Annotated in this window: 2 protein-coding genes; both read right to left on the bottom strand. The window is 59.4% G+C overall.

Annotated features, from left to right (window positions below):
* Positions 1–55: 55 nt before the first annotated feature.
* Positions 56–16,138: a non-ribosomal peptide synthase/polyketide synthase gene (locus ACUN9X_RS14470; protein ID WP_445473549.1), complete on the bottom strand. Its 16,083-nt coding sequence runs from the start codon at positions 16,136–16,138 to the stop codon at positions 56–58.
* Positions 16,138–25,836, bottom strand: a complete 9,699-nt coding sequence (locus ACUN9X_RS14465) for an amino acid adenylation domain-containing protein (protein ID WP_445473548.1) — start codon at positions 25,834–25,836, stop codon at positions 16,138–16,140. Before ACUN9X_RS14465 ends, ACUN9X_RS14470 begins: the two co-directional genes overlap by 1 nt.
* Between the last annotated feature and the right edge of the window lie 89 nt (positions 25,837–25,925).

Here is a 25,925-nt window from a genome sequence, read left to right as displayed (position 1 = left end):
TGTAAATGTTAGTGATTCCTATTTGTGATTGTTAGTCATTACAATTTACCAGGTGCTAGCCGGAGACATTATTGGCTTCCGTGACCATTGAGCCGCTGATGAGGCCAAGCCGTGCCTTCAGATCGGCCATGAAAGACGCATCGCGGACAATGCCAAGATGGTCTGCGTTGATCCAGGCTGACAGGCCAAGAGGGTGCCCTATCGCCGCCGTCAAAAGCGCTTCGGCATCCTGATTGTTTTCCGGCGATTGCGACGCCCACCAGGCATAGACTGGCGCCTTCAGCGGACGCACTTCAGTATGCTCACGGGCAAGGCTGCGCATGTGGCGCTCCAACGCCAACAGCTGTTGCCATTGATCGTCACTGACCCCGTCGGGCGATGCCGGGTTGTCGGCATCATTGCGAGGCTTGCCCGCGCCAGGCACGTAGCCGTCAATCAATCCGACAAACGCGACGGACTTGCCCAGGCGCTCCAGCAGGCGCGCCATTTCAAGCGCCAATGCGCCGCCCATCGACCAGCCCAGCAAGTGATATGGCCCGTGTGGCTGTTGCTGCAGCAAATCGCGAACATAATCACGGGCCATGGCGACCAGCGAAGTATCCCGCCAACGGGCATCGAGTAACTGTCGATTCTGGAAGCCCCACACATCCCAATGATGGGATAACCGGGCAGCGAGCGGGTAGTAACCCACAACGGTGCCGCTAACGGGATGCGGACAATACAGCCGGGGTTTGCCGCTTTCACCACTTCCCAGACGAATGAGTGGGTTCACCGTTTGCGCAGGTGCGTCTTCCGCTTGCGCCTCGACCACCGGCACCGAATGGGCTATCAGGGACTCCAACGCTGATCCGACTGCGGCCAACAAGCGCTGGACAGTGCGTTGCCGATAGCGCTGACGGCTGTAGCGACAACTCAGGGTCAGTTGTCCGCCGTGGATCTGGCCGTTGATTTCGAGTTCCCGCAGCAGCGGCTCGTGTGGGCCCACTAACTCGCTGGCATCAACCGGCAAGGGTTTAAAGCGTCCGTCTCCCAGATCAGTATTGAACTGCCCGAGATAGTTGAACGCGACTTTGGGTTCCGCGATAGCTGCCAATGCCGCACGGCAGTCGCTGGTGCCCAGGTAGCGCAACAGACCAAAGCCCACACCTTTGGCGGGCAGGTCAGCGCGCGCGCCGGCAACCGCTTCAAACGTTTTATCGATATCACCTGTAGCATTCAGACGCATGGGATACAGGCTGGTGAACCAGCCGACCGTGCGCCCGGCATCGGGCCCGTTTTCCAGTTGTTCGCGACCATGTCCTTCCACCGCGACCAGTGGCTGAGTGAGGCAACCCCATTCCCGCAGACCTTCAGCCAATGCAGTCAGCAGCAGATCATCCATACCGGCATTGCGGGCAGCCAGTGTCTCCCTCAGCAATTGCTGAGTGTGCTCTGCTGGCAAGGACCAGTCGCTATGGGCGGCATCACCATGAGTCGCACGACCATCGGGATTATCAACGGGCCAGGGTTCCTGGGTGCCTTGCAACTGGAGCCAGTAATTCTTCTCGACAGTCCAATCGTCCCGAGTCACCGTTGCCTGTAAATACTCAGCCCATTGCTGATAACTCGCGCTGCGCATTCCGGGGTCAGGCGTATGGCCCGCTTCAAGTTGCTGATAGATCCGCACCAGATCGTCCAGCAGTATCCGCCAGGACACACCGTCCACAATCAGGTGATGGAATGCCAGCAGCATCCGTTGCTCACCACCGGGCATGGATCCGAGCAGAACAGCCCCGAGTGGCCCACTCTTGAGATCAAAACTCCGTTGCGCCTGCGCGCAAAGCGTGTCGAAATGCTCCGCGTTATCGCACTCAAAAACATGCAGAACACGATCTGCGCTTTCGTTGTTGCGATAAAAGCCTTGCCACTGTCCTGATGCCAAATCCTGTTCAAAACCAAGTCGCAGGCTATCGTGCTGATTGATCAGCGCCGTAATCGCTCGGTGCAGGTAATCGACATTTAACGGGCGCGCGACTTCAAGCATCAGCGCCTGATTCCAGTGTGCCGGCTGACGCCAGGGTTGGCTGAAGAAGTGCGCCTGAATTGGCGTGAGGGGCACACTCCCTTCTGCTCTGGGCGCGGCTACCTCATCAGTAATGGCTTCAACCAACGCGGCCGCCATATCAGCCAGATGAGGTTTCAGAAACACCTGCTTGGGTGTGAGCTGCCAGCCTTGCTGACGCAGGCGGGTAATCAGCCCCAACGACTGGATCGAGTCTCCGCCCAGTTCAAAGAAGCTGTCCTGCCTGCCAACATCGTCGATGCCCAAGGTGCTTTGCCACAACGACGCCAGCATGCATTCACGCTCGCCTTTTGGCGCTTCACGCTCGCGGACAATGGTTTCGGGCTCTGGCAAGGCATTGCGATCCAGCTTGCCATTGGGCAATTGTGGTAACCGCTCCAGAATCACCACATGGGTGGGGATCATGTAGTCCGGCAGCTGTTGTTTGAGCGTGGCCTTGATGGTGGCTTCGTCCAGTTCATCGCCGGCCACATAACCCACCAGCCGCTGACCAGCAGCAGTGGTTCTCACCATTGCCAGGGTTTCTCTGACTCCGGCGCAGCCCTTGAGGCCCGCTTCCACTTCTCCAATCTCGATGCGGAAGCCCCGCAACTTGACCTGCTGGTCCATCCGGCCCTGGTATTCCAGCTGTCCGTCCCGGTTCAGTTTGACCCGATCGCCGGTGCGGTATAGGCGTTCGCCGGCCCGGAATGGGTTGGGCACAAAGCGTTCAGCGGTGATGCCGGGGCGATCGAGATAGCCCCTTGCCAATGCACCGCCCAGATAGAGCTCACCGGCAATACCGGGAGGTAGCAGGTTAAGGTCTGCATCCAGCACATAGCCTTGTCGATCCCCGACCAGATCGCCGATGGGCGCGTAGGCGCTGGTGAAATCGGCGGTATCTGCCGCCTGTCGCCAGAGTGTGGGCGTGACCACGGTTTCAGTGGGGCCGTAGCCGTTGATGATCCAGTCCGGCTGCAGATGCGTGATGGCGTGGTGCATCATCTGGCGGCTGAAGGCTTCGCCGGCGAAGCAGTAGATACGCACGCCCGGTGGCTGGCCTTTCAGTTCCGCCCATTCCGCCAGTTGTCGCAGGTAGCTGGGCGGGAAGGCCGCGACCGTGATGCCTTCTTCGATCAGGCAATCGTAGGTCTGTTGCACGCTCCACAGGGCCTGGTCCCGAAGGACCACGCGGGCGCCCTGGCTGAGTGGCGTCAGCCAGCGTTCGTGGGCGCCATCAAAACTGATGGAGAGGAAGTGCAGTTCCCGGTCGTCTTCAGTCAGGCCATAGCGATCGGCAATGGTCTGGCAATGCATGGACATGGCACCGTGCGGGACGGCGACGCCTTTGGGCTTACCGGTAGAACCGGAGGTGTAGATCAGGTAGGCCAGTTGTTCGGGGTGTACGATCACCTCGGGTACCTGATCCGGACTACCGCTCAAATCCAGCGTATCGAGGTTAATCGTCGTCACGCCGTCTACATCTGGCAGGCGATCCTGCGAGGCCTCATGACTCAACAGCAATTGAGCCCCCGAGTCGGCCAGCATGTAGCGCACCCGCTCCGCCGGGTAATCCGGGTCCAGTGGCACATAGGCGGCACCGGCTTTATGCACGGCATACAGCGCCACCAGCATCTCGACGCCCCGTTCGAGAGCGACCCCGATACGGCTTTCCGCGCCCACACCCTGCCCGATCAGCCAGTGGGCCAGGCGATTGGCACGGCGGTCGAAGTCGGCAAACGTCACACGTTCCGCGCCGTGAATCACGGCCATTGCATCCGGGCGGCGCTGGGCCTGTTCTGCAATCAAGGCAGGCAGCGGTCTTGGATCAACGGGTGGATGGGCCGGATGGTTCCAGTCCTGCCAGACCGCTTGTTCCGCTTCTGTGAGGAGCGGTAATTCAGAAAGACGCATTGTGGGCTCGGCCGTCGCGGCATCCAGCAATGTGATCAACTGTTCGGTCAGCCGCAACACCGTGCTGACGTCAAAGATATCCGTCGCAAAGTCGAGGTAGCCGTCGATCACGTCGTGATCGGGCTGCTCGATGGTGCCGAGCACCAGATCGAAATGGGCGTTTTCAGATGGACAAACCAGCGGTTCGCAGGTTAATCCGTCAAGGTTGCCGAGCGATGAGGAATCGATCACCTGATGGTTGTAGCTCACCTGGAACAACGGGTTATGACTGAGGCTCCGTTCGGGCTGTAACGCCTCTACCAGTTGTTCAAATGGCAAATCAGCATGCGCTTGAGCCCCCAGAACCCGCTCCCGGGTCTGCTGCAGCAATCCGGCAAAATCCGCTGCGGCATCAATGTCTGCGCGAATCACCAGCGTATTGATAAAGAAGCCGATCAGCGATTCAGTGGCCGGTTGATGTCGGCCGGCTACCGGGACACCGATTCTCAGGTCCTGCTGGCCGGTCAGCCGGTAAAGCAAGGCTTCAAAACCGGTGAGCATCACCATAAACAGCGAAGACTGATGGTCACGCGCCAACCGGCGCAAGCGCCGAGACTGATCAGCCGTCAGACTGAACCCATGCCGCGCTCCCCGGCCATCTCGCTGTGAGGGACGTGGACGATCTGATGGCAAATCCAGCGTGGGGTGTTCGTCCCCGAGATGGTCCCGCCACCATGCCAGTTGTCTATCATGGGTGCCGGCCAGCCACTTCCGCTGCCAGATGGCGTAGTCCGGATACTGAATCGGCAGCGGTGCCAGTTCAGGCGCTTCACCTCGAACCGCTGCCTGGTAGCGGCCCACAAGCTCATCAACAAACACCTGCATCGACCAGCCATCGGACATAATGTGATGCATGCAGATCAGCAAGCGCCATTCATCCGTTGCCATCCGGACCAGTGCGACTCGCCAGGGCGCCGCCGCTTCAAGATCAAAAGGCAACTGATTAAAGCGCTGAAAAAGCTCTGAGAAATGATCCTGTCTGTCGCGCAGATCGTGGTGCTGCAGCGTGACCGCTTGATCGACGCAGATAACCTGCTGAGGTACACCGTCATCGCCATGAGCAAATCGGGTACGCAGGCTTTCGTGACGCTGGGTCAGGCCTTCGAGTGCGGTTTGCAGCGCAGCTTCATCTAATTCCCCGGTCAGGCGCAGGCCAGCGGGCAGATGATAAGCACAGCTTTCCGGCTCCAGTTGTGCCAGGAACCAGAGGCGTTGCTGGGCAAAGGACTGGGGTGAATGCTCTCCCCGTGTTTGCGGCTCCAGCATTAGCGTTTGTAACTCATCGGACTCAGACTGCAATTGCTGCGCAAACTCGGCAAACGTATGGGTATCGAAAATAGCGCTGAGCGGCAGCGTTCGATTCAACTCTCGCTGAATGCGGTGCACCAGTTGCACCCCGAGCAGCGAATGCCCACCCAAAGCAAAGAAGTTGTCGTTTCGCCCTACGCGTTCGATATTGAGCACGTCCTGCCAGATCGAGGCCAGGGTCTGTTCGGTCTCACCTTGCGGTGCTTCGTAGGTGGCGGTTTCGATCTCAGGATCTGGCAGTGCTTTGCGGTCCAGTTTGCCGTTCGCGGATAGCGGGAAACGGTCAAGCAGCATCAAGTGAGCCGGCACCATGTAATCCGGCAGATGCTGTTTGAGCGTTACGCGAATCGCATCCGTGTCCGCCTCTTGGCTTTGCAGATAACCCACCAATTGTTCGCTGTCGCCAATTTTGCGGGCGACAACTACAGCATCACTGACGCTGGGTTGCTCACGTAGCAAGGTTTCAATTTCACCCAGTTCGATTCGCAAACCCCGCAGTTTGATTTGGTGATCGAGGCGGCCCAGGTATTCCAGCGAGCCATCCTTGCACCAGCGGGCCAGGTCGCCGCTGCGATACAGTCGCTCACCTGCAGTGAACGGGCTCGGGATAAAGCTCGCGGCGGTGAGATCGGGCCTGCCGTGATAGCCCTGGGCCAGTCCGGCACCACCGATATAGAGTTCACCGGGGACACCGATCGGCTGTTCGTTCAGTCGGGCATCCAGAATATGGATCTGCAGATTGGCAATGGGCTGACCGATCGGCACCGTGTGGCGCTCATCGGTTCTGCATGCCCAATGGGTGACGTCGATGGCCGCTTCGGTTGGGCCGTAGAGGTTGTAGAGCTGGGCGTTTGGCAAGCGATCCAGCACCTGATCCTGCAAAGCTTTTGGCAGCGCTTCGCCGCTGCAGATAATTCGACGCAAACTATTGGCGAACAGGTTTTCCTGACTCATGAATGCCGCCAACATCGACGGCACAAAGTGCAGCGTGGTGATGGTTTGCTCTTTGATGATTTGAGAGAGCTGTACTGGATCTTTGTGCGCACCGGGCTCAGCAATGACCAAACGCGCACCGGTCATCAGCGGCCAGAAGAATTCCCAGACCGAGACGTCGAAGCTGTATGGGGTTTTCTGAAGGACGGCGTCGCTGAAATCTAATTCGTACTCCGCCTGCATCCACTGCAAGCGATTAAAAAGAGCGCCGTGAGTGTTAGTGACGCCCTTGGGCTTGCCGGTGGAGCCGGACGTGTAGATGACATACGCCGGCTGATTCGGGTGGAAGACTAACTCGGCCGCAGAAATCGGCTGATCGCTCAGATCCTGCTGGTCCAGATTCCAGACGGTCACATTCGCCATGTCCGGCAGGCGATCCGTGGCTGCATTGTGAGTCAGCAGCAGATCAATCCCCGCATCCTGCAGTACCTGCTGCTTGCGGGCCTGTGGATGATCCGGATCGATAGGTACATAGGCTGCGCCGGCTTTGACGATGCCATACAGCGCGACTACCAGTTCGATGGAGCGTTCGGCACTCACGCCCACGCGGCTGTTGCTACCGATGCCCGACGTTCGAAGTGCATGGGCCAGTTGGTTGGCTCGCTGATCCAGTTCGGCATAGGTCAGGGTCTGATCAGCGAACACCAGAGCAACACGATCCGGATAAGTCAGAGCCTGCTTTTCAAACAGTTGGTGAACCGGGATCGGCTGACCGAAATCCGCAGACGTTGAATTCCAGTCAGACAACGCTTCCCGATCGGTCTCATCCAGCAGGTCGTAATCATCAATCGCCCTGTCCGGCTGCGCCACTATCTGACTCAGCAACGATTCGAAGCGGGTGTGCATCTGCTCGATGGTGCTGCGGTCAAACAGATCGGTAGCGTAGTTCCAGTTGCCTGACAATTGCCCGCTCTGGTCTTCCAGCGTGTTCAGCGCCAAATCAAACTGGGTACTGGCATATTCAAACGGCAGCACCTTTGCCTCAATACCCGGCAGGCCGGTGAGCGCACTATCGATTTTCTGCTGATGATCGTAAGCCACCTGAAATAGCGGATTGTAGCTCAGGCTTCGCTCGGGTTGCAGCGCCTCCACCAATTGTTCGAACGGCAGATCCTGATTTTCCTGAGCACCCAGTGCCGCTTCTTTTACTGTGCGCAGCACTTGCCCGAAGGTGTGGGCTGACGTCAGTTCCGAACGCAGCACCTGAGTGTTGACGAAGAAGCCGATCAGCTCCTGAACCTCCGGGCGGGTGCGGCCGGCAATCGGCACGCCGACGCGAATATCGTCTTGCCCACTCAACCGATGCAGCAATGTCTGCCAGGCACCAAGGAGCACCATAAAGGGCGTCACGCCCTGCCCACTCGCCAGCGCGCGGACCTTGTCAGCCAATGAGGCGTTCAGTGCAAAGTGATACCGCGCGCCGTTGAAACTCTGCCGTGCCGGCCGTGGATAATCCGTCGGCAATTCCAGTACCGGCTGATCACCCCCGAGCTGGGCACGCCAGTATGTCAATTGCCGTTCGCCCTCACCGCCGTCGAGCCATTGCCGTTGCCAGATGGCATAGTCGGCATACTGGACGGGTAGTGGCTGCCAGTCAGGAGTCCGTCCGGCAAGCGCGGCGCGATAGCCCGCGGCAATATCCCGCAGCAGTACCTGCACCGATCCGCCATCCGAGATGGCATGATGCATACACAGCAACAACCGCCATTCGTCGCCGGCGATGCGCACCAGCTCTACCCGCCACAATGGCGCGTCCGCCATCGCAAACGGCGCGTTCATAAAGGCTTTGGCATGCTGTTCAAACACAATATTCGGATTGCTATTGTCCGACAGGTCCGTCACCGTCAGTTCAACAGATGCCGTGTCAATGCATTGCTGGGGCAAGGATTCGCAGTCCTGCGCGCCCACCAGTCGAGTGCGCAGCACCTCATGGCGTTCAGCCAACAGTGTCACAGCGCTCTGCATGGCATTGGCATCCACCGCACCCCGCAATTCGAGAATGCCGGGCAAGTGATAAGCAGTTGAACCCGGCTCCAGTTGATCCAGAAACCACAACCGCTGCTGAGCAAACGATTGCGGCGCCCGGGTCAAGCCCAGTCGGGACAACTCAGAGACGTCGGTTTGTGTGTCTCCTGTCGAGGTCTCGTTCTCCTCCAGCAGCGTTGCCAGATCGGCCAGCACCGGCGCTTCAAAAATGGAGCGCAGCGGCACATCCAGCCCCTGCTCATGGCGCAGAGTTGAGATCAGCTGAGTGGCAAGCAACGAATGCCCGCCCAGCTCAAAGAAATTGTCATAACGACCGATGCGCTCTGACTTCAGCAGCGATTGCCAGAGTGTCGCCAGCCGTTGCTCCATCGCGGTTACGGGTGCTTCGTAGGCATCACTGCCCACCGTGGGCTCCGGCAAGCCATTGCGATCCAGCTTGCCATTCGGCAATTGCGGCAACCGCTCCAGAATCACCACATGGGTGGGGATCATGTAGTCCGGCAGCTGCTGTTTCAGTGTCGCCTTGATGGTGGCTTCGTCCAGTTCATCGCCGGCCACATAACCCACCAGCCGCTGACCAGCAGCAGTGGTTCTCACCATTGCCAGGGTTTCTCTGACTCCGGCGCAGCCCTTGAGGCCCGCTTCCACTTCTCCAATCTCGATGCGGAAGCCCCGCAACTTGACCTGCTGGTCCATCCGGCCCTGGTATTCCAGCTGTCCGTCCCGGTTCAGTTTGACCCGATCGCCGGTGCGGTATAGGCGTTCGCCGGCCCGGAATGGGTTGGGCACAAAGCGTTCAGCGGTGATGCCGGGGCGATCGAGATAGCCCCTTGCCAATGCACCGCCCAGATAGAGCTCACCGGCAATACCGGGAGGTAGCAGGTTAAGGTCTGCATCCAGCACATAGCCTTGTCGATCCCCGACCAGATCGCCGATGGGCGCGTAGGCGCTGGTGAAATCGGCGGTATCTGCCGCCTGTCGCCAGAGTGTGGGCGTGACCACGGTTTCAGTGGGGCCGTAGCCGTTGATGATCCAGTCCGGCTGCAGATGCGTGATGGCGTGGTGCATCATCTGGCGGCTGAAGGCTTCGCCGGCGAAGCAGTAGATACGCACGCCCGGTGGCTGGCCTTTCAGTTCCGCCCATTCCGCCAGTTGTCGCAGGTAGCTGGGCGGGAAGGCCGCGACCGTGATGCCTTCTTCGATCAGGCAATCGTAGGTCTGTTGTACGCTCCACAGGGCCTGGTCCCGAAGGACCACGCGGGCGCCCTGGCTGAGTGGCGTCAGCCAGCGTTCGTGGGCGCCATCAAAACTGATGGAGAGGAAGTGCAGTTCCCGGTCGTCTTCAGTCAGGCCATAGCGATCGGCAATGGTCTGGCAATGCATGGACATGGCACCGTGCGGGACGGCGACGCCTTTGGGCTTACCGGTAGAACCGGAGGTGTAGATCAGGTAGGCCAGTTGTTCGGGGTGTACGATCACCTCGGGTACCTGATCCGGACTACCGCTCAAATCCAGCGTATCGAGGTTAATCGTCGTCACGCCGTCTACATCTGGCAGGCGATCCTGCGAGGCCTCATGACTCAACAGCAATTGAGCCCCCGAGTCGGCCAGCATGTAGCGCACCCGCTCCGCCGGGTAATCCGGGTCCAGTGGCACATAGGCGGCACCGGCTTTATGCACGGCATACAGCGCCACCAGCATCTCGACGCCCCGTTCGAGAGCGACCCCGATACGGCTTTCAGCGCCCACACCCTGCCCGACCAGCCAGTGGGCCAGGCGATTGGCACGGCGGTCGAAGTCGGCAAACGTCACACGTTCCGCGCCGTGGATCACGGCCATCGCGTCCGGGCGGCGCTGGGCCTGTTCTGCAATCAGTGCTGGGAGCGGTCTTGGATCGACCGGTGGATGGGCCGGATGGTTCCAGGCCTGCCAGACCGCTTGTTCCGCTTCTTTGAGCAGTGGCAAATCAGCCAGATGAGCCGCCGGCTGACTGACCATCGCATTGAGCAGTTGTCCGGCGTGATGGGCCAGTATCTGAACCTGCGATCGGGAGACCTGATCGCCTTTGTAGTGGAAATGCAGCGATAGTTGCTCGCCCACCTGCACCGCAACGCTCAGGGGATAATGGGTTTTCTCGCTGATTGATACGTTGCCGAACTGAAGTCCCTGAGCACTGCCCCGAAGTGCCTGATCCACCGGAAAGTTTTCGAACACCAGCAAAGTATCGAACAGTTCACGGCCGGCCTGACCGGCCCATTGCTGGATGTCATAAAGCGGCGTGAACTCATGTTCCCGCAGGGCCATGTTGTGGGCCTGCAGCTCACTGAGCCAGTCAACGAGAGTGCGTTCCGGTGCAGGCGCCTGAATGACCGGTAGCGTGTTGATAAACAGGCCCATCAAACGATCAGCGTTGGCAACCTGCGCCGGGCGACCTGATACAGTAGCGCCAAAAATGACCTGCCGCTGGCCGGTGTATCGCTGCAACAGGAGTGTCCATGCGGCCTGAACCAGTGTATTCAGTGTCAGATGATGTTGGCGGGCAAACGTATCCAGCGCTGATCGCTCAAGGGTCAGTACAACTTCGCCGTCATCGGCCTGCGCATTCTGATCACTGCGAATGAACTGCATCAGGCGGGTGGGATCGCCCATCTCAGCCAGCTGACCTCGCCAGAAATAGGCGTTCTGTTCGGCATCCTGACGCGCCAGCCACCTGAAGTAATCACCGTAGGCCGCAGGTGCAGTCGTCGGTTCGCCCATTGCGCTCTTCAGCACTTCGCTCATTAATGCGGCGCTGCTCCAGCCATCCAGCAGGATATGATGCAGTGTCCAGACCATTTGCCAGCGGCTGTCGGTCAGCCGTACCAGCACCAGTCGCATCAGTGGCGGCGCTTCAAAATCGAAAGGCGGCTGCTTTTCCGACCGGCACAGCGCCTCAAGTTTCCGTTCGGCATCCGCCGCATTGCGCCAGTCCAGCTCCCGCACAGACAGTGCGGCATTGCGACGAATAACCTGCAGCGGCGCCTGCGTTCCCGGCGCGTGTATAAAGGCCGCGCGAAGCACAGGGTGTCGGCTAACCGCTTCCTGCCATGCGGACTTGAAGGCTTCAGCGGGGAGATCATCGATCGCCACCGACACCTGATTAACATACAGGTCGTCGGCACCGCCCAGCTCACTGTGGAACAACAAGCCCTGCTGCATCGGCGTCAGCGGCAGGATGTCGCCGATATCGGCAGCCGAAACCGGTAGTGCATCCAGCGCGGCCTGATCAAGCACAACTGCCGGGAAATCAGACGGTGTCACGCCGTTACCCCGAGCGCAGATCCCGTCGCAAAGTTCGACCAGATCCCCGAGCGCACGGGCGTAGTAATCCAGCAAAGCCTGGACCGACGAGGCCTGATGCCGGGCGCCACTGTAGCTGCAGGCAATTTCGAAGCGGCCCTGCCGAACCTGGCCGTCCAGCGCCATTGCAAACCCAAGCGGTGCCTCAATATTGCGCTGCTGACCACTGAGTTCATCGGCCAGCGTCAGCAAGCCGGCGTTGCCACTATCAGTTTGCCCCAAATAATTGAATGCAATCATCCCGGCCAGATCAGGCAGATTCGTTTCACCAGTCTGATAGCGCAGCAGGCCATAGCCAATGCCACCATCGGGAACCTGACGCAGATATTCCTTGTTGCGTTTGAGGTCGTCCTCGGGGTTTCCACCACCGGCGAGCTGCACCGGATACAGACTGGTAAACCAGCCAACCGTGCGACTCAGGTCCATGCCTTCAAACAGGTCTTCCCGACCGTGGCCTTCAAGCGCGATCACATGGCGCGATTCGCCGGTCCACTGATGCAATGCCTGCCCCAATGCAGTGAGCAGCAATTCGTTAATGCGGGTGCGATAGGCTTTGGGGGCGTCGGTCAGCAACCGCTGTGTCAGTGACGTATCCAGCTGGAACGTCTGGATTTGCCTGTCGGCCATCCGGTTGCTGCCCGCCAGATCCGTGTCGGGCAACGGCACAGGCTCAGGCAGGTTCTGCCAGTATTCGCGCTGCTCTTTGAGGCGTTCGCTCCGGGCCAACTCTGAGAGCCGTTCAGCCCAGACCTGAAAAGGAATCCCTTTGGCGCCCAGCACGGGCACCTCACCGCCCCGCGCCTGTTCGTAAGCTGACTGCAAATCATCAAGCAGGATACGCCAGGAAACACCATCTACCGCCAGGTGGTGAATGACCAGCAACAGCCGCTCACCGTCTTCGGCCAGCCGCACATGCAATGCGCGCAACAGTTCTCCGCGTTCGATATCGAGGCTGGCCTGCGCCTCATCACAACAGTCCTGCAATGACGACAAAGCCACGTTTCGCGACCACACCCGATCATCCGCCAATTGTTCGGTTTGATAGTGTTGCTGCCATTGCCCTTCGGCGTCGCGGGTAAACGCCAGGCGAAGGGTATCGTGCTGTTTGACGACTGCGGTGATGGCGGTTGTCAGGGCTGTCAGATCCAGCGGCTCGGCAGGCGTCAGCAACAGCGACTGGTTCCAGTGGGAACGCTCGGGGATCGCCTGTTCTAAGAACCAATGCTGGATCGGTGTCAGCGGCAACGAACGTGAGGCATCGATAGCGTAAACAGCCGTATCCGGATTCGCCCGTTCGGCGGCCTGCGCCAACTCAGCCACCGTCTGGCGCTCGAACAGATCACGTGGTGTCAGCTGAATATCATGGCTGCGAGCCTTGGCGATAATCCGCAAACTGAGAATGGAGTCGCCACCCAAAGCAAAGAAGTTATCGTGTCGCCCTACCCGCTCGATATTGAGCACGTCCTGCCAAATCGCGGCCAGGGTCTGTTCGATCTCACCTTGCGGTGCTTCGTAGGTGGCGGTTTCAATCTCAGGATCGGGCAGTGCTTTGCGATCCAGTTTGCCGTTCGCGGATAGCGGGAAACGGTCAAGCAGCATCAGATGGGCCGGCACCATGTAATCCGGCAGATGCTGTTTGAGTGCGGTACGAACCGCATCCGTGTCCGCCTCTTGGCTTTGCAGATAACCCACCAATTGTTCACTGTCGCCAATTCTGCGAACAACAACTACAGCATCACTGACGTTGGGTTGATCTCGCAGCAAGGTCTCAATTTCACCCAGTTCGATTCGCAAACCCCGCAGTTTGATCTGGTGATCGAGGCGACCCAGGTATTCCAGCGAGCCATCCTTGCACCAACGGGCCCGATCGCCGCTGCGATACAGTCGTTCACCTGCAGTGAACGGGCTCGGGATAAAGCTCGCCGCCGTCAGGTCCGCTCGGCCATGATAGCCCAGGGCCAGTCCGGCTCCGCCGATATAAAGCTCACCGGGAACCCCAATCGGTTGTTCGTTCAGTTGGGCATCCAGAATATGGATCTGCAGATTGGCAATGGGCTGGCCGATCGGCACCGTGTGGCGCTCATCGGAACGGCAGGCCCAATGGGTGACGTCGATGGCCGCTTCGGTTGGGCCGTAGAGGTTGTAGAGTTGCACTGTTGGCAAGCGATCCAGCACCTGATCCTGCAAGGCTTTTGGTAGCGCTTCGCCGCTGCAGATAATTCGACGCAAACTATTGGCGAACAGGTTTTCCTGACTCATAAATGCCGCCAACATCGACGGCACAAAGTGCAGCGTGGTGATGGTTTGCTCTTTGATGATTTGAGAGAGCTGTACTGGATCTTTGTGAGCACCGGGCTCAGCAATCACCAAACGCGCACCGGTCATCAGCGGCCAGAAGAATTCCCAGACCGAGACGTCGAAGCTGTACGGGGTTTTCTGGAGGACCGCGTCGCTGGCGTCTAATTCGTACTCCGCCTGCATCCACTGCAAGCGATTAAAAAGAGCGCCGTGAGTGTTAGTGACGCCCTTGGGCTTGCCGGTGGAGCCGGAGGTGTAGATGACATACGCCGGCTGATTCGGGTGGAAAACAAGATTGGGTGCCGTGATCAGTTGGTCGCTCAGATCCTTCTGATCGAGATTCCAGACGGTCACATTCGCCATGTCCGGCAGGCGATCCGTGGCTGCATCGTGAGTCAGCAGCAGATCAATCCCCGCATCCTGCAGTACCTGCTGTTTGCGGGCCTGCGGATGATCCGGATCGATAGGTACATAGGCTGCACCGGCTTTGACGATGCCATACAGCGACACCACCAATTCGATTGAACGCTCAGTGCTCACACCGACTCGACTGTTAGCGCCGATGCCTGCGGCTCGAAGTGCATGGGCCAGTTGGTTGGCACGTTGATCCAGTTCGGCATAGGTCAGGGTCTGATCGCCAAATACCAGCGCGATGCGTTCCGGATAAGTCAGAGCCTGTTGTTCAAATAGCTGGTGAACCGGGATCGGCTGCCCGTAATCCGCAGACGTTGAATTCCAGTCAGATAACGCTCCCCGATCACTTTCATTCAGCAGATCATAATCACCAATCGCCCTGTCCGGCTGCGCCACCATCTGACTCAGCAAGGACTCGAAGCGGGTGTGCATCTGCTCGATGGTGCTCCGATCAAACAGATCGGTGGCGTAGTTCCAGTTGCCGGTGATCGCACCGTCGCGGCTTTCCCAGGTGTGTAACGCCAGGTCGAATTGAGCGGCGCCGCTATCCTGTGGCATCAGTTCGCAGCTGAGTTCCGGCGTCAGTTCAAAGTGCTCGCCTTCACGCTGCTGGTGGTTATAGAGCACCTGAAATAGCGGATTGTGGCTAAGGCTGCGTTCCGGCTGGAGCACATCAACCAGTTGTTCGAACGGCAAGCCCTGATGGGCCTGCGCTTCCTGTGAAAGCTGTCGCACCGAGGCCAGCACTTGATCAAATGTCTGCGTCCCTGCCATGTCACTGCGCAGGATCTGGGTATTCACAAACAAGCCGATAACCGATTCGGTTTCAGGACGGGTACGGCCCGCAATCGGCACCCCGACACACAGGTCGGTTTGTCCACTCAGACGGAAAAGCTGCACCTTGTATGCCGCCAGCAATACCGTAAACAGTGTCAGCCCCCGGTCCCGGGCAAAGCTTGTAAGTGCGGTTGCCAGCGATGTTTCAAGGGCGAAGCTGTGACGCTCGCCCCGGAAACTCTGCTGGGCCGGACGGGAATGATCCGATGGCAATTCCAGCACCGGAGGTTGTTCCTGCAGTTTAGAAACCCAGTAATCCAGATCCACCTGCCCGGCACCCGCTTCCTGCGTTTTGCGCTGCCATAGCGAGTAATCTTCATACTGAACCTGCAACGGCGTCAGCGATGGCATTTCGCCCTTAATCGACGCGCGATAGCAATGCACGAACTCCGACAGCAATAGCTGGATTGACCAGCCGTCAGCGATGATGTGATGCAGGCACAACAACAAACGCGACTCGGTAACGCCGTCGGCACGGTCGATCGTTACCAGCGCAACACGCCACAGCGGCCCGGTTTCAAGGTCAAATGCCCGACGTGAAAACTCACGAGACCGTTGTTTAAAATCCGCTTCATCGACTGCATGCATTGATTCGACAGTGATCGCCTGCGCCGGCTGGACGCACTGCAACGGCTCGCCCTGATCGTCAGCCTGGAAGACAGTTCGCAGGCTGTGATGGCGCTCGGCCAACACATTAAACGCCGCCTGAATAGCCGATTCATCCACCCGCCCCAACAAACGCAGGGCGCCAGGCAGATGGTAGGCGCTGTTGCCGGGCTCAAGCTGATCGATAAACCAGAGGCGTTGCTGGGCACTGGACGCAGGGCTACTATCCCCCGCCGCACCGACCGGGATGGGCAACGCGGACAGCGATAACCCCTGCGCTTCCAGCTTGCCGAGGAATACACGCCGCTTGGCCGGTTCCAGCTCAATAAAACGACGCGACAGCGCCAACGCGTTGCCCTGCATTATTCGATCTCCTCCAGTTCACTCATTAACGCATCAAGACTGTCGAGTTTTTCCTCATCCAGCGTATTGGCCTGCAGACGCGCAATTACCTGCGCCATGCTCGCCACGGTTGTGGCTTCAAAGGCTTCAGCCAGCGGCACGTTGACATCAAATCGTTCGCGGATACGGGATAACAGGCGGGTTGCTAGCAGCGAATGCCCACCCAGTTCGAAGAAGTGGTCATGGCGACCTACCCTTTCGACTTTGAGCAGGTGCTGCCAGACCTCAGCAAGCGATTGTTCTAGGTCGCCCAGTGGCGCTTCAAAAGACCGGGCCTGCCAGTCCGGCGACGGCAGGGCCTTGCGGTCGAGCTTGCCGTTAGCATTGAGCGGCAGCTGGTCCAGCAGCATCAGATGACTGGGCACCATTACCGCCGGCAGCGCCGCTGATAGCCTGTCCCGGACAGATTCGATATCGATAGTCGCGCCACTCTCCGCGACCATATAACCCACCAGTTGAACCCCGTGTGGTGTAGGTTGCGCGGCCACCACGGCATGCCTGACTCCGGCGCATTGCTGAAGGCAGGATTCGATTTCGCCTGGCTCGATGCGTTGGCCACGGATTTTTAACTGGAAGTCGGCACGACCGGCATATTCAAGCATGCCTTCTTCGTTCCAACGGGCAAGGTCGCCGGTGCGATACAGGCGATCACCAGGGTTGCCAAACGGGTCGGGTACAAACCGCTCTGCAGTGAGTCCGGGGCGCCCGGCATAGCCGCGACCGACGCCGGTGCCACCGACATACAACTCGCCGATCACGCCCTGAGGCGCCAGCGCCAGGGTGTCATCCAACACATATAAACGGTTGTTATCGGTCGGAAGACCAATAGGTACGCTGGCCGTATCGGCGGACCGCAGGGTGTGCAACGCCACGTCATCGGCACACTCGGCTGGACCGTAGGCATTGACCAAAGGAATACCTGGGTACCGGGCGAACCAGCGTTCGACCAGTACCTTCTGCAATGCTTCGCCAGTCGGTAGCAGCCAGCGCAGGCCCGGCAGAGGCCGGTCAGGCGAGGCCAGCATCCCATCAATTACCGCCGGCACGCTCTCCAGCACACTGACGCCGTTTTCGGCCACATGAGCCAGCAAACGCTGGGGGTCGTGAGTGATCGCATCGGGAATAATCTCGACCCGGCCACCGAAAAGCGGCGCGGTGAGGAATTGCCAAACCGAAATATCAAAGCCGGTCGCAGCGGTTTGCGCCACCACATCGCCCTCGCCCAGTTCCAGATAGGGCACTTTGGAGAGCTGGTTATTGAGCATGCCCTGTTGGTTCACCATCACGCCCTTGGGCTCGCCAGTGGAACCGGATGTGAAGATGACATAGGCCAGTTGATCCATACCGGCATAAATACCGGGATTCGACAGCTCTCCGCAGGCCAGCAGGGATTCGACCGTCAATACCTGAGGCGCATAATCGGTTTCGGCCAGTATCGCCGCCACCTCTTCCCGGCAAGCCTCGGGCATCAACAACACCGGCGCCTTGCTATTTGCCATCATCCTCGCACTGCGGGCCGGTGGGTGGCGGTCATCCAGCGCCAGATAGGCCGCGCCCGCCTTGAACGTGCCGATCATCATCGACAACAGCGCCAGACCCCGCGGTGCATAGAGTGCTACCACCTGATCCGTTTTCACACCGGCAGCGATAAGGCCATGGCCAAGTTGATTGGCCTGACCGTTCAGTTCGACGTAGCTAAGGCTCTGACCCATGCAACGTGCGACTTCGCGCTGGGGATCTGCCAGGGTCCAGGCTTCGAAACGTTCAAGATAGCTGAGCGATGTCCAGTCAGGCCGCACTGGCCCCTGCCCCAGCGTCATCAGATGCCGCACGTCGTCGCTGGCATTCAGCTCGATGTCAGCAATGGCCTGATCCGTCGAGGCCACCAGCTGCAGCAGAACATGCCGGAACTGCTCAAGCAGAACCGCCATATCGCCAGACCGGAAGCGTTGCTGGTCATAGCTGAACTGCAACTGATAGGTGTCACCCGGCAGGATGACCACCGTCAGCGGATAGTTGGTATGGGTTCGGTTGGCCAGCGGGGTGATCCGGTATTCACTCGCGGCAGCCATGACTTCAGCCCCCATCGGGACGTTCTCGAATACAAACAGGCTGTCGAACAGCGCATCGCCGCGGGCGGTCTCTGCTAGGTGCTGCACTTCAGCCAGCGACAGGTGCTCATGCTGGCGCATGTCGGCGTTAACCGCCTGCATCGCGCTCAGCAGTTCACCGGTGGTCATCCGAGCACCCGCACCCTGCACCCGCAACGGCAGCGTATTGATGAACAGTCCCAGGGTTTCTTCAATGCCGTCCAACTCCGCCGGCCGGCCCGCGACGGTGACACCAAATACCACATCGCTGCGGCCGCTATGGCGCATCAGCAGCAACGCCCAGGCCGCTTGCATGAAGGTGTTAACGGTCAACTTCAGACTGCGGGCGCGAGCCGCAAGCTGTTCGGTCTGGTGCTGATCCAGCATCAAGGTGACATCACTGATACCACTCTCGCCCACCGGACTATGCTGATACGGTAAAGGCGTGACTTCGTCGAAGCCGGCCAGTGTGCTTTGCCAGTATCGGCGCGACAGTTCGTCATCCTGCGACTGCAGCCAGGCAATAAAATCCCGGTATGGACGTGCCGGCGGCAGGGATCTCAGACGCCCGCCAAGGCTTGCCTGATAGTTGGAGAAGAACTCCGCCAGCATCAGCCCCCGGCACCAGGCATCAATCAACGCATGATGGTGGCTCTGAATGATCCGATTATCCTGCGGGCCGAAATGCACGAGTCGCAGTCGCAGCAATGGCGGTTTGGCAAAATCAAAGCCTTCCCGACGCTCCTGCGCCAGCAAGGCTTCCAGCTCCTGCTCAGCGTTATCCCGGTCAAGGTGGCTCAGATCGATGTATTGGGTAGGCGATGGCACCTTGCGATAGACAATTTGGCGCTGCTCACCACCATCAAGGCCACAGAAGCCGGTGCGCAGCATCGGATGTCGCTGAACCACCGCATTCCATGCTTTGGTAAAGGCGTCAAAATCCACATCCGCGTCGACCTGATAGTGATCCTGCATCAGGTAAATGCCGGTGCCCTGCTCCAGCAGACTGTGGAGCAGAATACCTTCCTGCATGGCTGCCAGCGGCAGCACATCCTCGATATTGCGGGCATCCGGGAGTTGATCGAGCCACACCTGATCGACCGACGCCAGCGGCACATCCGAAGGCGTCAATCCGCCCGCACTCTCAGCACAACCTTCGATCAGATCCGTCAACGCATCCCGATAGAGCACCATCAACTGTTCGATGGATTCCGCACGGAAACGGGCGCGACTGAACTGCCAGTCAAAGCGCAGCTGGCCGTCACGGATCAAACCGTCCACCACCAGCGCATTGGCCATAAAGCCATTGCTTGAACGAGTAGCGCCGGTATCCCCGGCAGTCAGCACCAGCGACGCACGTTCATCAGCGCCGTCAAAGCGCCCGAGATAATTGAAGGTCAGCCCGGTGCCCTGACCGGTGTCCAGCGTTACCTGACTGAGATGCTTGAGCACGCCAAAACCGAGCCCGCCGGAGGGCAATTCGCGCAGGTGTTCTTTGGTGGCTTTTAGAGTCGATGTCAGATCGGCACCCGCCTCCAGAGCGACCGGATACAACCGGGTAAACCAGCCCAGTGTGCGGCTGAGGTCCAGGGTCTGATCCGGCAGATCACGGCCGTGTCCTTCAAGGGTGATCACGTTACGGGAGCGGCCGGTCCAGCGTGCAAGCGCATCCGCCAATGCCGCCAGCAGGATGTCGTTAATACGGGTGCGGTAGGCTGCGGGCACGTCGTTGAGCAGGCGTGTGGTGAGCTTTGCATCAAGTGCCATGCCAAGCGATTCAGCGTCGGAGATGAGCGCGCTGCCCTCCGGCTTGTCGCAGGGCAAAGCGGTATCCGATGCCAGTATCGATTCCCAGAAAGGCAGCTCACTTTCGAAAGATCCGCCGGCCGCGGCTGACTGAAGATGTCGTGACCAATCCGCGAAGTCAGCGCTTACGTTGTCCAGTGATACCGCTTGACCAGACGCAAGCTGACGATAAGCCAACTGCAGATCTTCCAGCAGAATCCGCCAGGACACGCCATCAACCGCCAAGTGGTGAACCGCCAGCAGCATGTGCTGCCCGCCCGATTCAAGATTGACCAGTACCGCCCGAATGAGCGGCCCCTGCGCCAGATCGAGACTGCGCTGGGCCTCATTGAAATAGCCGACGATGTCGGCTTCGTTCATCGCGTGGCGAAGCCACAGCACACTGTCCCCGGAATGACGGGACGCAGCTTCGAACCGCTGGCGCCACTGGCCAGCGTCATTCCGGGAAAAGCGCAACCGCAGGCTGCTGTGCTGCGCCACAATCGCTGCAAGCGCCTGCTGCAAACACTCCGCATCAAGGGGTTCGCGGGCACTCAGGCGGACCGACTGGTTCCAGTGATCCATGCCCTCAAAAGGCCGATCAAAAAAGGCCAGCTGGATCGGGCTTAGCGGGAAATCTGAAACGCTTTCCTTCGCTTGCGCAGCCAAGGGTGCAGACTCTGCAGCGGGCATATCGGTGTCCGCCACCTGCGCCAGTTCGGCAATGGTCTGCTTCTCGAACAGTTGCTTCGGCATCAGCCGGATGCCCTGTTTACGGGCGCGGGCAATCACCTGGAGGCTGATAATCGAGTCGCCGCCCAGGGTGAAGAAGTTATCGTGCCGCCCGATCTGTTCAATCTTCAGCAGTTGCTGCCACAACCCGGCCAGCACTTCTTCTACCGGACCCTGAGGCGCATCGAAATCAGCAGACTGGCGATCCGGCGCGGGCAACGCCTGCCGGTCGAGTTTGCCATTGGCGGTGAGCGGGAAGGCCGCCAGCGGCACAATGTGTGCGGGCACCATGTAGTCCGGAAGCTGTTCTGTGAGCACACCGCGCAACGCCTCTACATCGAAAGATTCGACACCCTTCACCAACGGATAGGCGATCAGCTGCCCATCGTCGCCCACCTGAACATGGACATCGGAAATTCCCGGATAACCACGCAGCCGATGCCCGATTTCCCCCAGCGATACACGATAGCCCCGCACATTGATCTGATCATCGGTACGCCCGTGGAACGTCATTCGGCCATCGGCCAGCATCAATGCCCGGTCGCCGGTCGCATACAGACGCTCGCCGGAGTGGAAGGGATCAGGCAGAAACTGCGACGCCGTCTGACCAGTCCGCTGCAGATAACCGCGAGCAAGACCCGCTCCACCAAGATACAACTCGCCGACTGCTCCTTGCGGCAACGCCAGCCCTTCATCACTCAGCACCAGGGCCCGAATATTCGGCAGTGGATAGCCCAGCGGCACAGCGCCAGCAGGCGCATCATTTGGCAACTCATTCAACAACACGCCCACGGTGGATTCAGAGGGGCCGTAGTGGTTAAACACCCGGCATTGCGGGCGCAGTTGCTGCACTTGGCGCACCAGTTCAGGCGCAAGGGTTTCACCCCCAATGATCAACGCTTCGGTTGGTAGCGCCCGGGCCGGGTTATCGGCCTGCAACAGACCAGCGAGATGAGTCGGTACTATCTTGAGAACACCCACTTGGTGAGCGTCCATATAGGCTGCGAAACCTTCCGCATCCATCACCCGATCAGCGCTCAGCAAGTGCAATGTGCGGCCAGAGCACAGGGCACCGAACAAGGTGGTATGCCCAAGATCTGCCGCCACTGTCGAGACCATCGCCATGCTGGCGCCTGGTGTCAGCTTCAGGGTCTGCAGCAGCCCCTGCACATAATTGGCGAGCGCGCCGTGGCTGACCACAACGCCTTTTGGCGTGCCGCTGGTGCCCGAGGTGTAGATCAGATAAGCCGCCTGCGACGGATGAATAGCCGCATTCAAAGGCTGATCAACAGACTGGCGCCAGTCCGCACTGGCAGAGAAATCCATTACGGGCCCGTCGAAACCAGCGACCGCATTATCGGCGAGTAATGCAGTCGCATCGCAATCACCCAACACAAACGCCTGCCGCTCCGCCGGCCATTTGGGGTCCAGCGGCACAAAAGCCGCTCCGGCTTTAAGCGTCGCCAGCATCGCCACCACGAAAGCGGGAGAACGATCGAGGCACAGTCCCACCCGGCTCTCGCAGTCCACACCCTTTGCCCTCAATGCATGACTCAAGCGATTGGATTCAGACTCAAGCCAGGCAAAATCAAGGGCTTCATCATCATATTGAAGGGCGATACGGTTCTGGCAGGTGGGCAACTGATCACGCCAGAGCGCCAATACATCGGCGCGCGGCAAGCCCGCAAGCGGGCCAGTCTGCAGGGAGGGCAAGGCTCGCAGCGCGAGTTCACCCAGCCGAATGGCCGGCTTCTCCACCACTTGGGCCGCGAGCGATGTCAACTCGTCAGCGAATGCCTCAATCCGGGACTCATCAAACAGATCGCAGGCGTAGGTCAGTACCGCCTCGATACCATTCGGCTGGTCGGTAATATCCAGCCCCAGATCGAAGTGGGCGGTATCGTCATCCCGTTGATGCATCGACAGACGCAGCCCCGGCAGTTCGACATTTTCCGGTAACGGCAGTTGCTGGGTGAACTTCACCTGACACAGCGGGTTATGGCGCAAATTGCGCTCCGGCTGCAGTGCGTCAACCAACTGGTCGAACGGCAATATCTGATGGGCTTGTGCCCCCAGTGTGCGGGTCTTGACCTGCTCCAGAAAATCGCTGAACGTCGCACCTGCTGCCGGTTCACTGCGCAATACCAGCGTGTTGACGAACAGGCCAACCAGACGTTCGGTCTCCTGCCTTGTCCGGCCCGCAACAGGCACTGCGACACGCAGATCACGCTGTCCCGAGTAGCGATAGAGCTGGGTCTTGTACAACGCCAGCATCAACATAAACAGCGTGACGCCACGATCTTGTGCCAGCGCCCGTAAACGCTCACTCAGTTCGGGCGAGAAATTGAACGCGAAGCGGGCACCACGATGACTCTGCTGGTCGGGTCGCGGGCGATCGGCAGGCAATTCAAGTACCGGCTGCTCGTCGCCCAGTTCCGCTTTCCACCAGGCCAGCAAGGCCTCGTTTTCCTTGGCCAACTGCTGGCGCTGCCACTGAGCCACATCGGCATAATTAACAGTCAGGTCCGCTAGCTGAGCGGGACGCTGCCCGACATGGGCCCGATACAGTTCGGCGAAATCCTCAACCAGCACCTGTGCCGACCAGCCATCGGCAATAATATGATGGATTACCAGCAGAACCCGAAAATCGCCCTCACCCATTTGCACCAGATGCGCCTGCCAGAGCGGGCCCTTCGTCAAATCCATCGGCTGACCCACCAGCTCGCGGGATAAAGCGTCAAGTGCTGCCTTATTCTGAATGCTGTGCTGATGAATCCTAACCGGTGCCGCTGGCTGAATGACCTGCAGCGGACGATTATCCGCGTCTGCGGTGAACACCGTTCGCAGGCTGTCATGCCGTGCCGCCAGCGCGTCAAAACTGGCCTGCAACGCAGCCCTGTCCGGCTCGCCGGTCAGCATCCACTCGCCACATAAATGGTAAGCCGTTGAGCCCGCCTCAAGCCTATCCAGAAACCACAGCCGTTGCTGGGCATGAGATTGCAGTAGCGGTGCATCAAGTGGTGCTGGCGCAATCGCACCCTGCGGGTTTGCAGCTTTGGCCTGAGCCATAACCCAGTCAGAGAAGGCCCCCAACCGGGTATGCTCAAACAGACCGGCGGGTTCCAGTTGAATGCCCAGCGCAGTGCTGACACGGGAGAGCACTTGCATGGCGGCAACGGAATTGCCCCCGAGGCTGAAGAAATGCGACTGCGCATCCAGCTGATCGCATTTCAGGGCATCACGCCATGCAGCGACAACCTCCGGATGCAATAACGATGCTGCATCAGCAGAGGCTCCCTCCTCCGCTACATCATCAAGCAACCGACCGCCGCGCCAGGCGGCAAATACCGACAACGATTGCTGCTCCCAACCCGGCAGGCAGGCTGAGCGCTGCAGCTTGCCACTGGTGGTGCGGGGCAAGGTGCCGGGCTCCAGCAACAAGATCAGGTGTGGCGCCACATGTAAGGCATCGCTCAGGGTTTCGGCGATAGTGCTGCAGATCATCTCGGGGCGAATAAGCCGGCGGACGTTACGGCTGATTTCCAGCGCCAGACCGATGGCTTCGGCACCTACTTCATCGGCAACAGGGAACGCTGAAATCCGGCCCTGCCGCAGTAATTCGATTTCCTGCTCCAGCAGATGCTCAATATCCTGCGGATAGAGATTCTGGCCATTGAGGATAATCACGTCTTTCTGGCGACCGGCAATGTAAAGATCACCCTCATGCACAAGCCCCAGATCGCCAGTACGGGTCCAGCGCACACCATCCTCTTCGGCAAACGCAGCGGCTGTTGCTTCGGGATTTTGCCAATAGCCCTGAGTCACGCTGGGGCCGCCCACCCAGATCTCACCGACCTGCCCGTTACCTACCGACTCGCCAGTGACAGGATCGAGTAATTTCAGGGGATGGTCCTGATCGCTCAGACCACAACCCACCAGTGTGCTGGTGCGGAGCGCATTTTCTCCGTCTTCGGTCGCCAGCTGACGCGCGTCGAAGGTGTTGATGCGATAGCGACTGTCACGATCGAGGCCATGTGAGCAGACAAAAAGCGTGGCCTCCGCCAGCCCGTAGCTTGGGGCCAGCGATCGTTCATCGAAGCGGCCGATCGCCATATTTCCGGCAAACAGACGCAGGGTTTCGGGCCTTATGGGCTCGGAACCGGTAAATGCCAATCGCCAGTGGGACAAATCCAGTTTTTCAATTTCGCTTGCAGGAATACGCTCGGCGCAAAGCCGGTAGGCAAAATCCGGCCCACCAGAAAAGGTGCCCTTGTGCTTGCTTATCGCTTCCAGCCAGCGGGCTGGCCGCTGAAGGAAGAACTGCGGCGTCATCAGATGCACGCAATGGCCGTGGTAAATCGGCAGCAGCAGCCCCGCCATCAGGCCCATGTCGTGAAACAGCGGCAACCAGTTCACCCAGACTTCATCTTCCGTCGCGTTGAAGCCCTGAGCCATGGCCCGTTCGTTGGCCATCAGATTGGCATGGGACACCATCACCCCTTTGGGCGCCGACGTGGAACCGGAGGTGTACTGCAGAAAAGCCAGATCCTGCGGCGCTATCGCATGAGGCTGTAGCGCATCCGCCAGCGACCGGTCAACGCTATCAACAGCCAGCAGTTGCCCGCCTTCGGGTAGCAGCGGTGTCAATTGCGCTTCGTAGTGTTCCAGATCAGCTGCCAACCCGAGTACAGCCTTTGGTTTAGCGTCACGCATGATGCCCGCAAGCCGGTCGAAATAGGCCTGCCGGTTGTTCTCAGGCGGGAAAGCAGGAACCGCGATAACCCCCGCGTGAAAGCAACCAAAGAAAGCCGCCGCAAAGTCCGCCCCGCTCGGCAGCATCAACAGGCAGCGCTCACCGGCTGCTGGCGCCAGTTGATCTTGCAGCATTGCAGCCACCGCCCGGGCATGCCGGTCCAGTTCGCCATAACGGGTGACCCGTGGAGGCGCATCATCGCTGACGATATGTCGGATCACATCACCCTCAGGGCAATGCCGGGCGTGAAAACTCAGGACGTCTGCAAAGTTCTCGAACCGTTCTGGTTTAAAGCTCATTTTTTCACCTGCATAAAATCAGTGGACGCACAGTCACGCGCCGCGAGACGGCGCAGATCGTTATGACGGCGCAGCGCCGTCGAGGCAGC

The organism is Marinobacter sp. V032 (genome assembly GCF_052645435.1).
This window is presented reverse-complemented; position numbering and strand designations above follow the sequence as displayed.

Bases quoted from the DNA above. Each gene is read 5' to 3' on its own strand.
- ACUN9X_RS14470 (WP_445473549.1), bottom strand. From the start codon at position 16,138: ATGCAGGGCAACGCGTTGGCGCTGTCGCGTCGTTTTATTGAGCTGGAA.
- ACUN9X_RS14465 (WP_445473548.1), bottom strand. From the start codon at position 25,836: ATGAGCTTTAAACCAGAACGGTTCGAGAACTTTGCAGACGTCCTGAGT.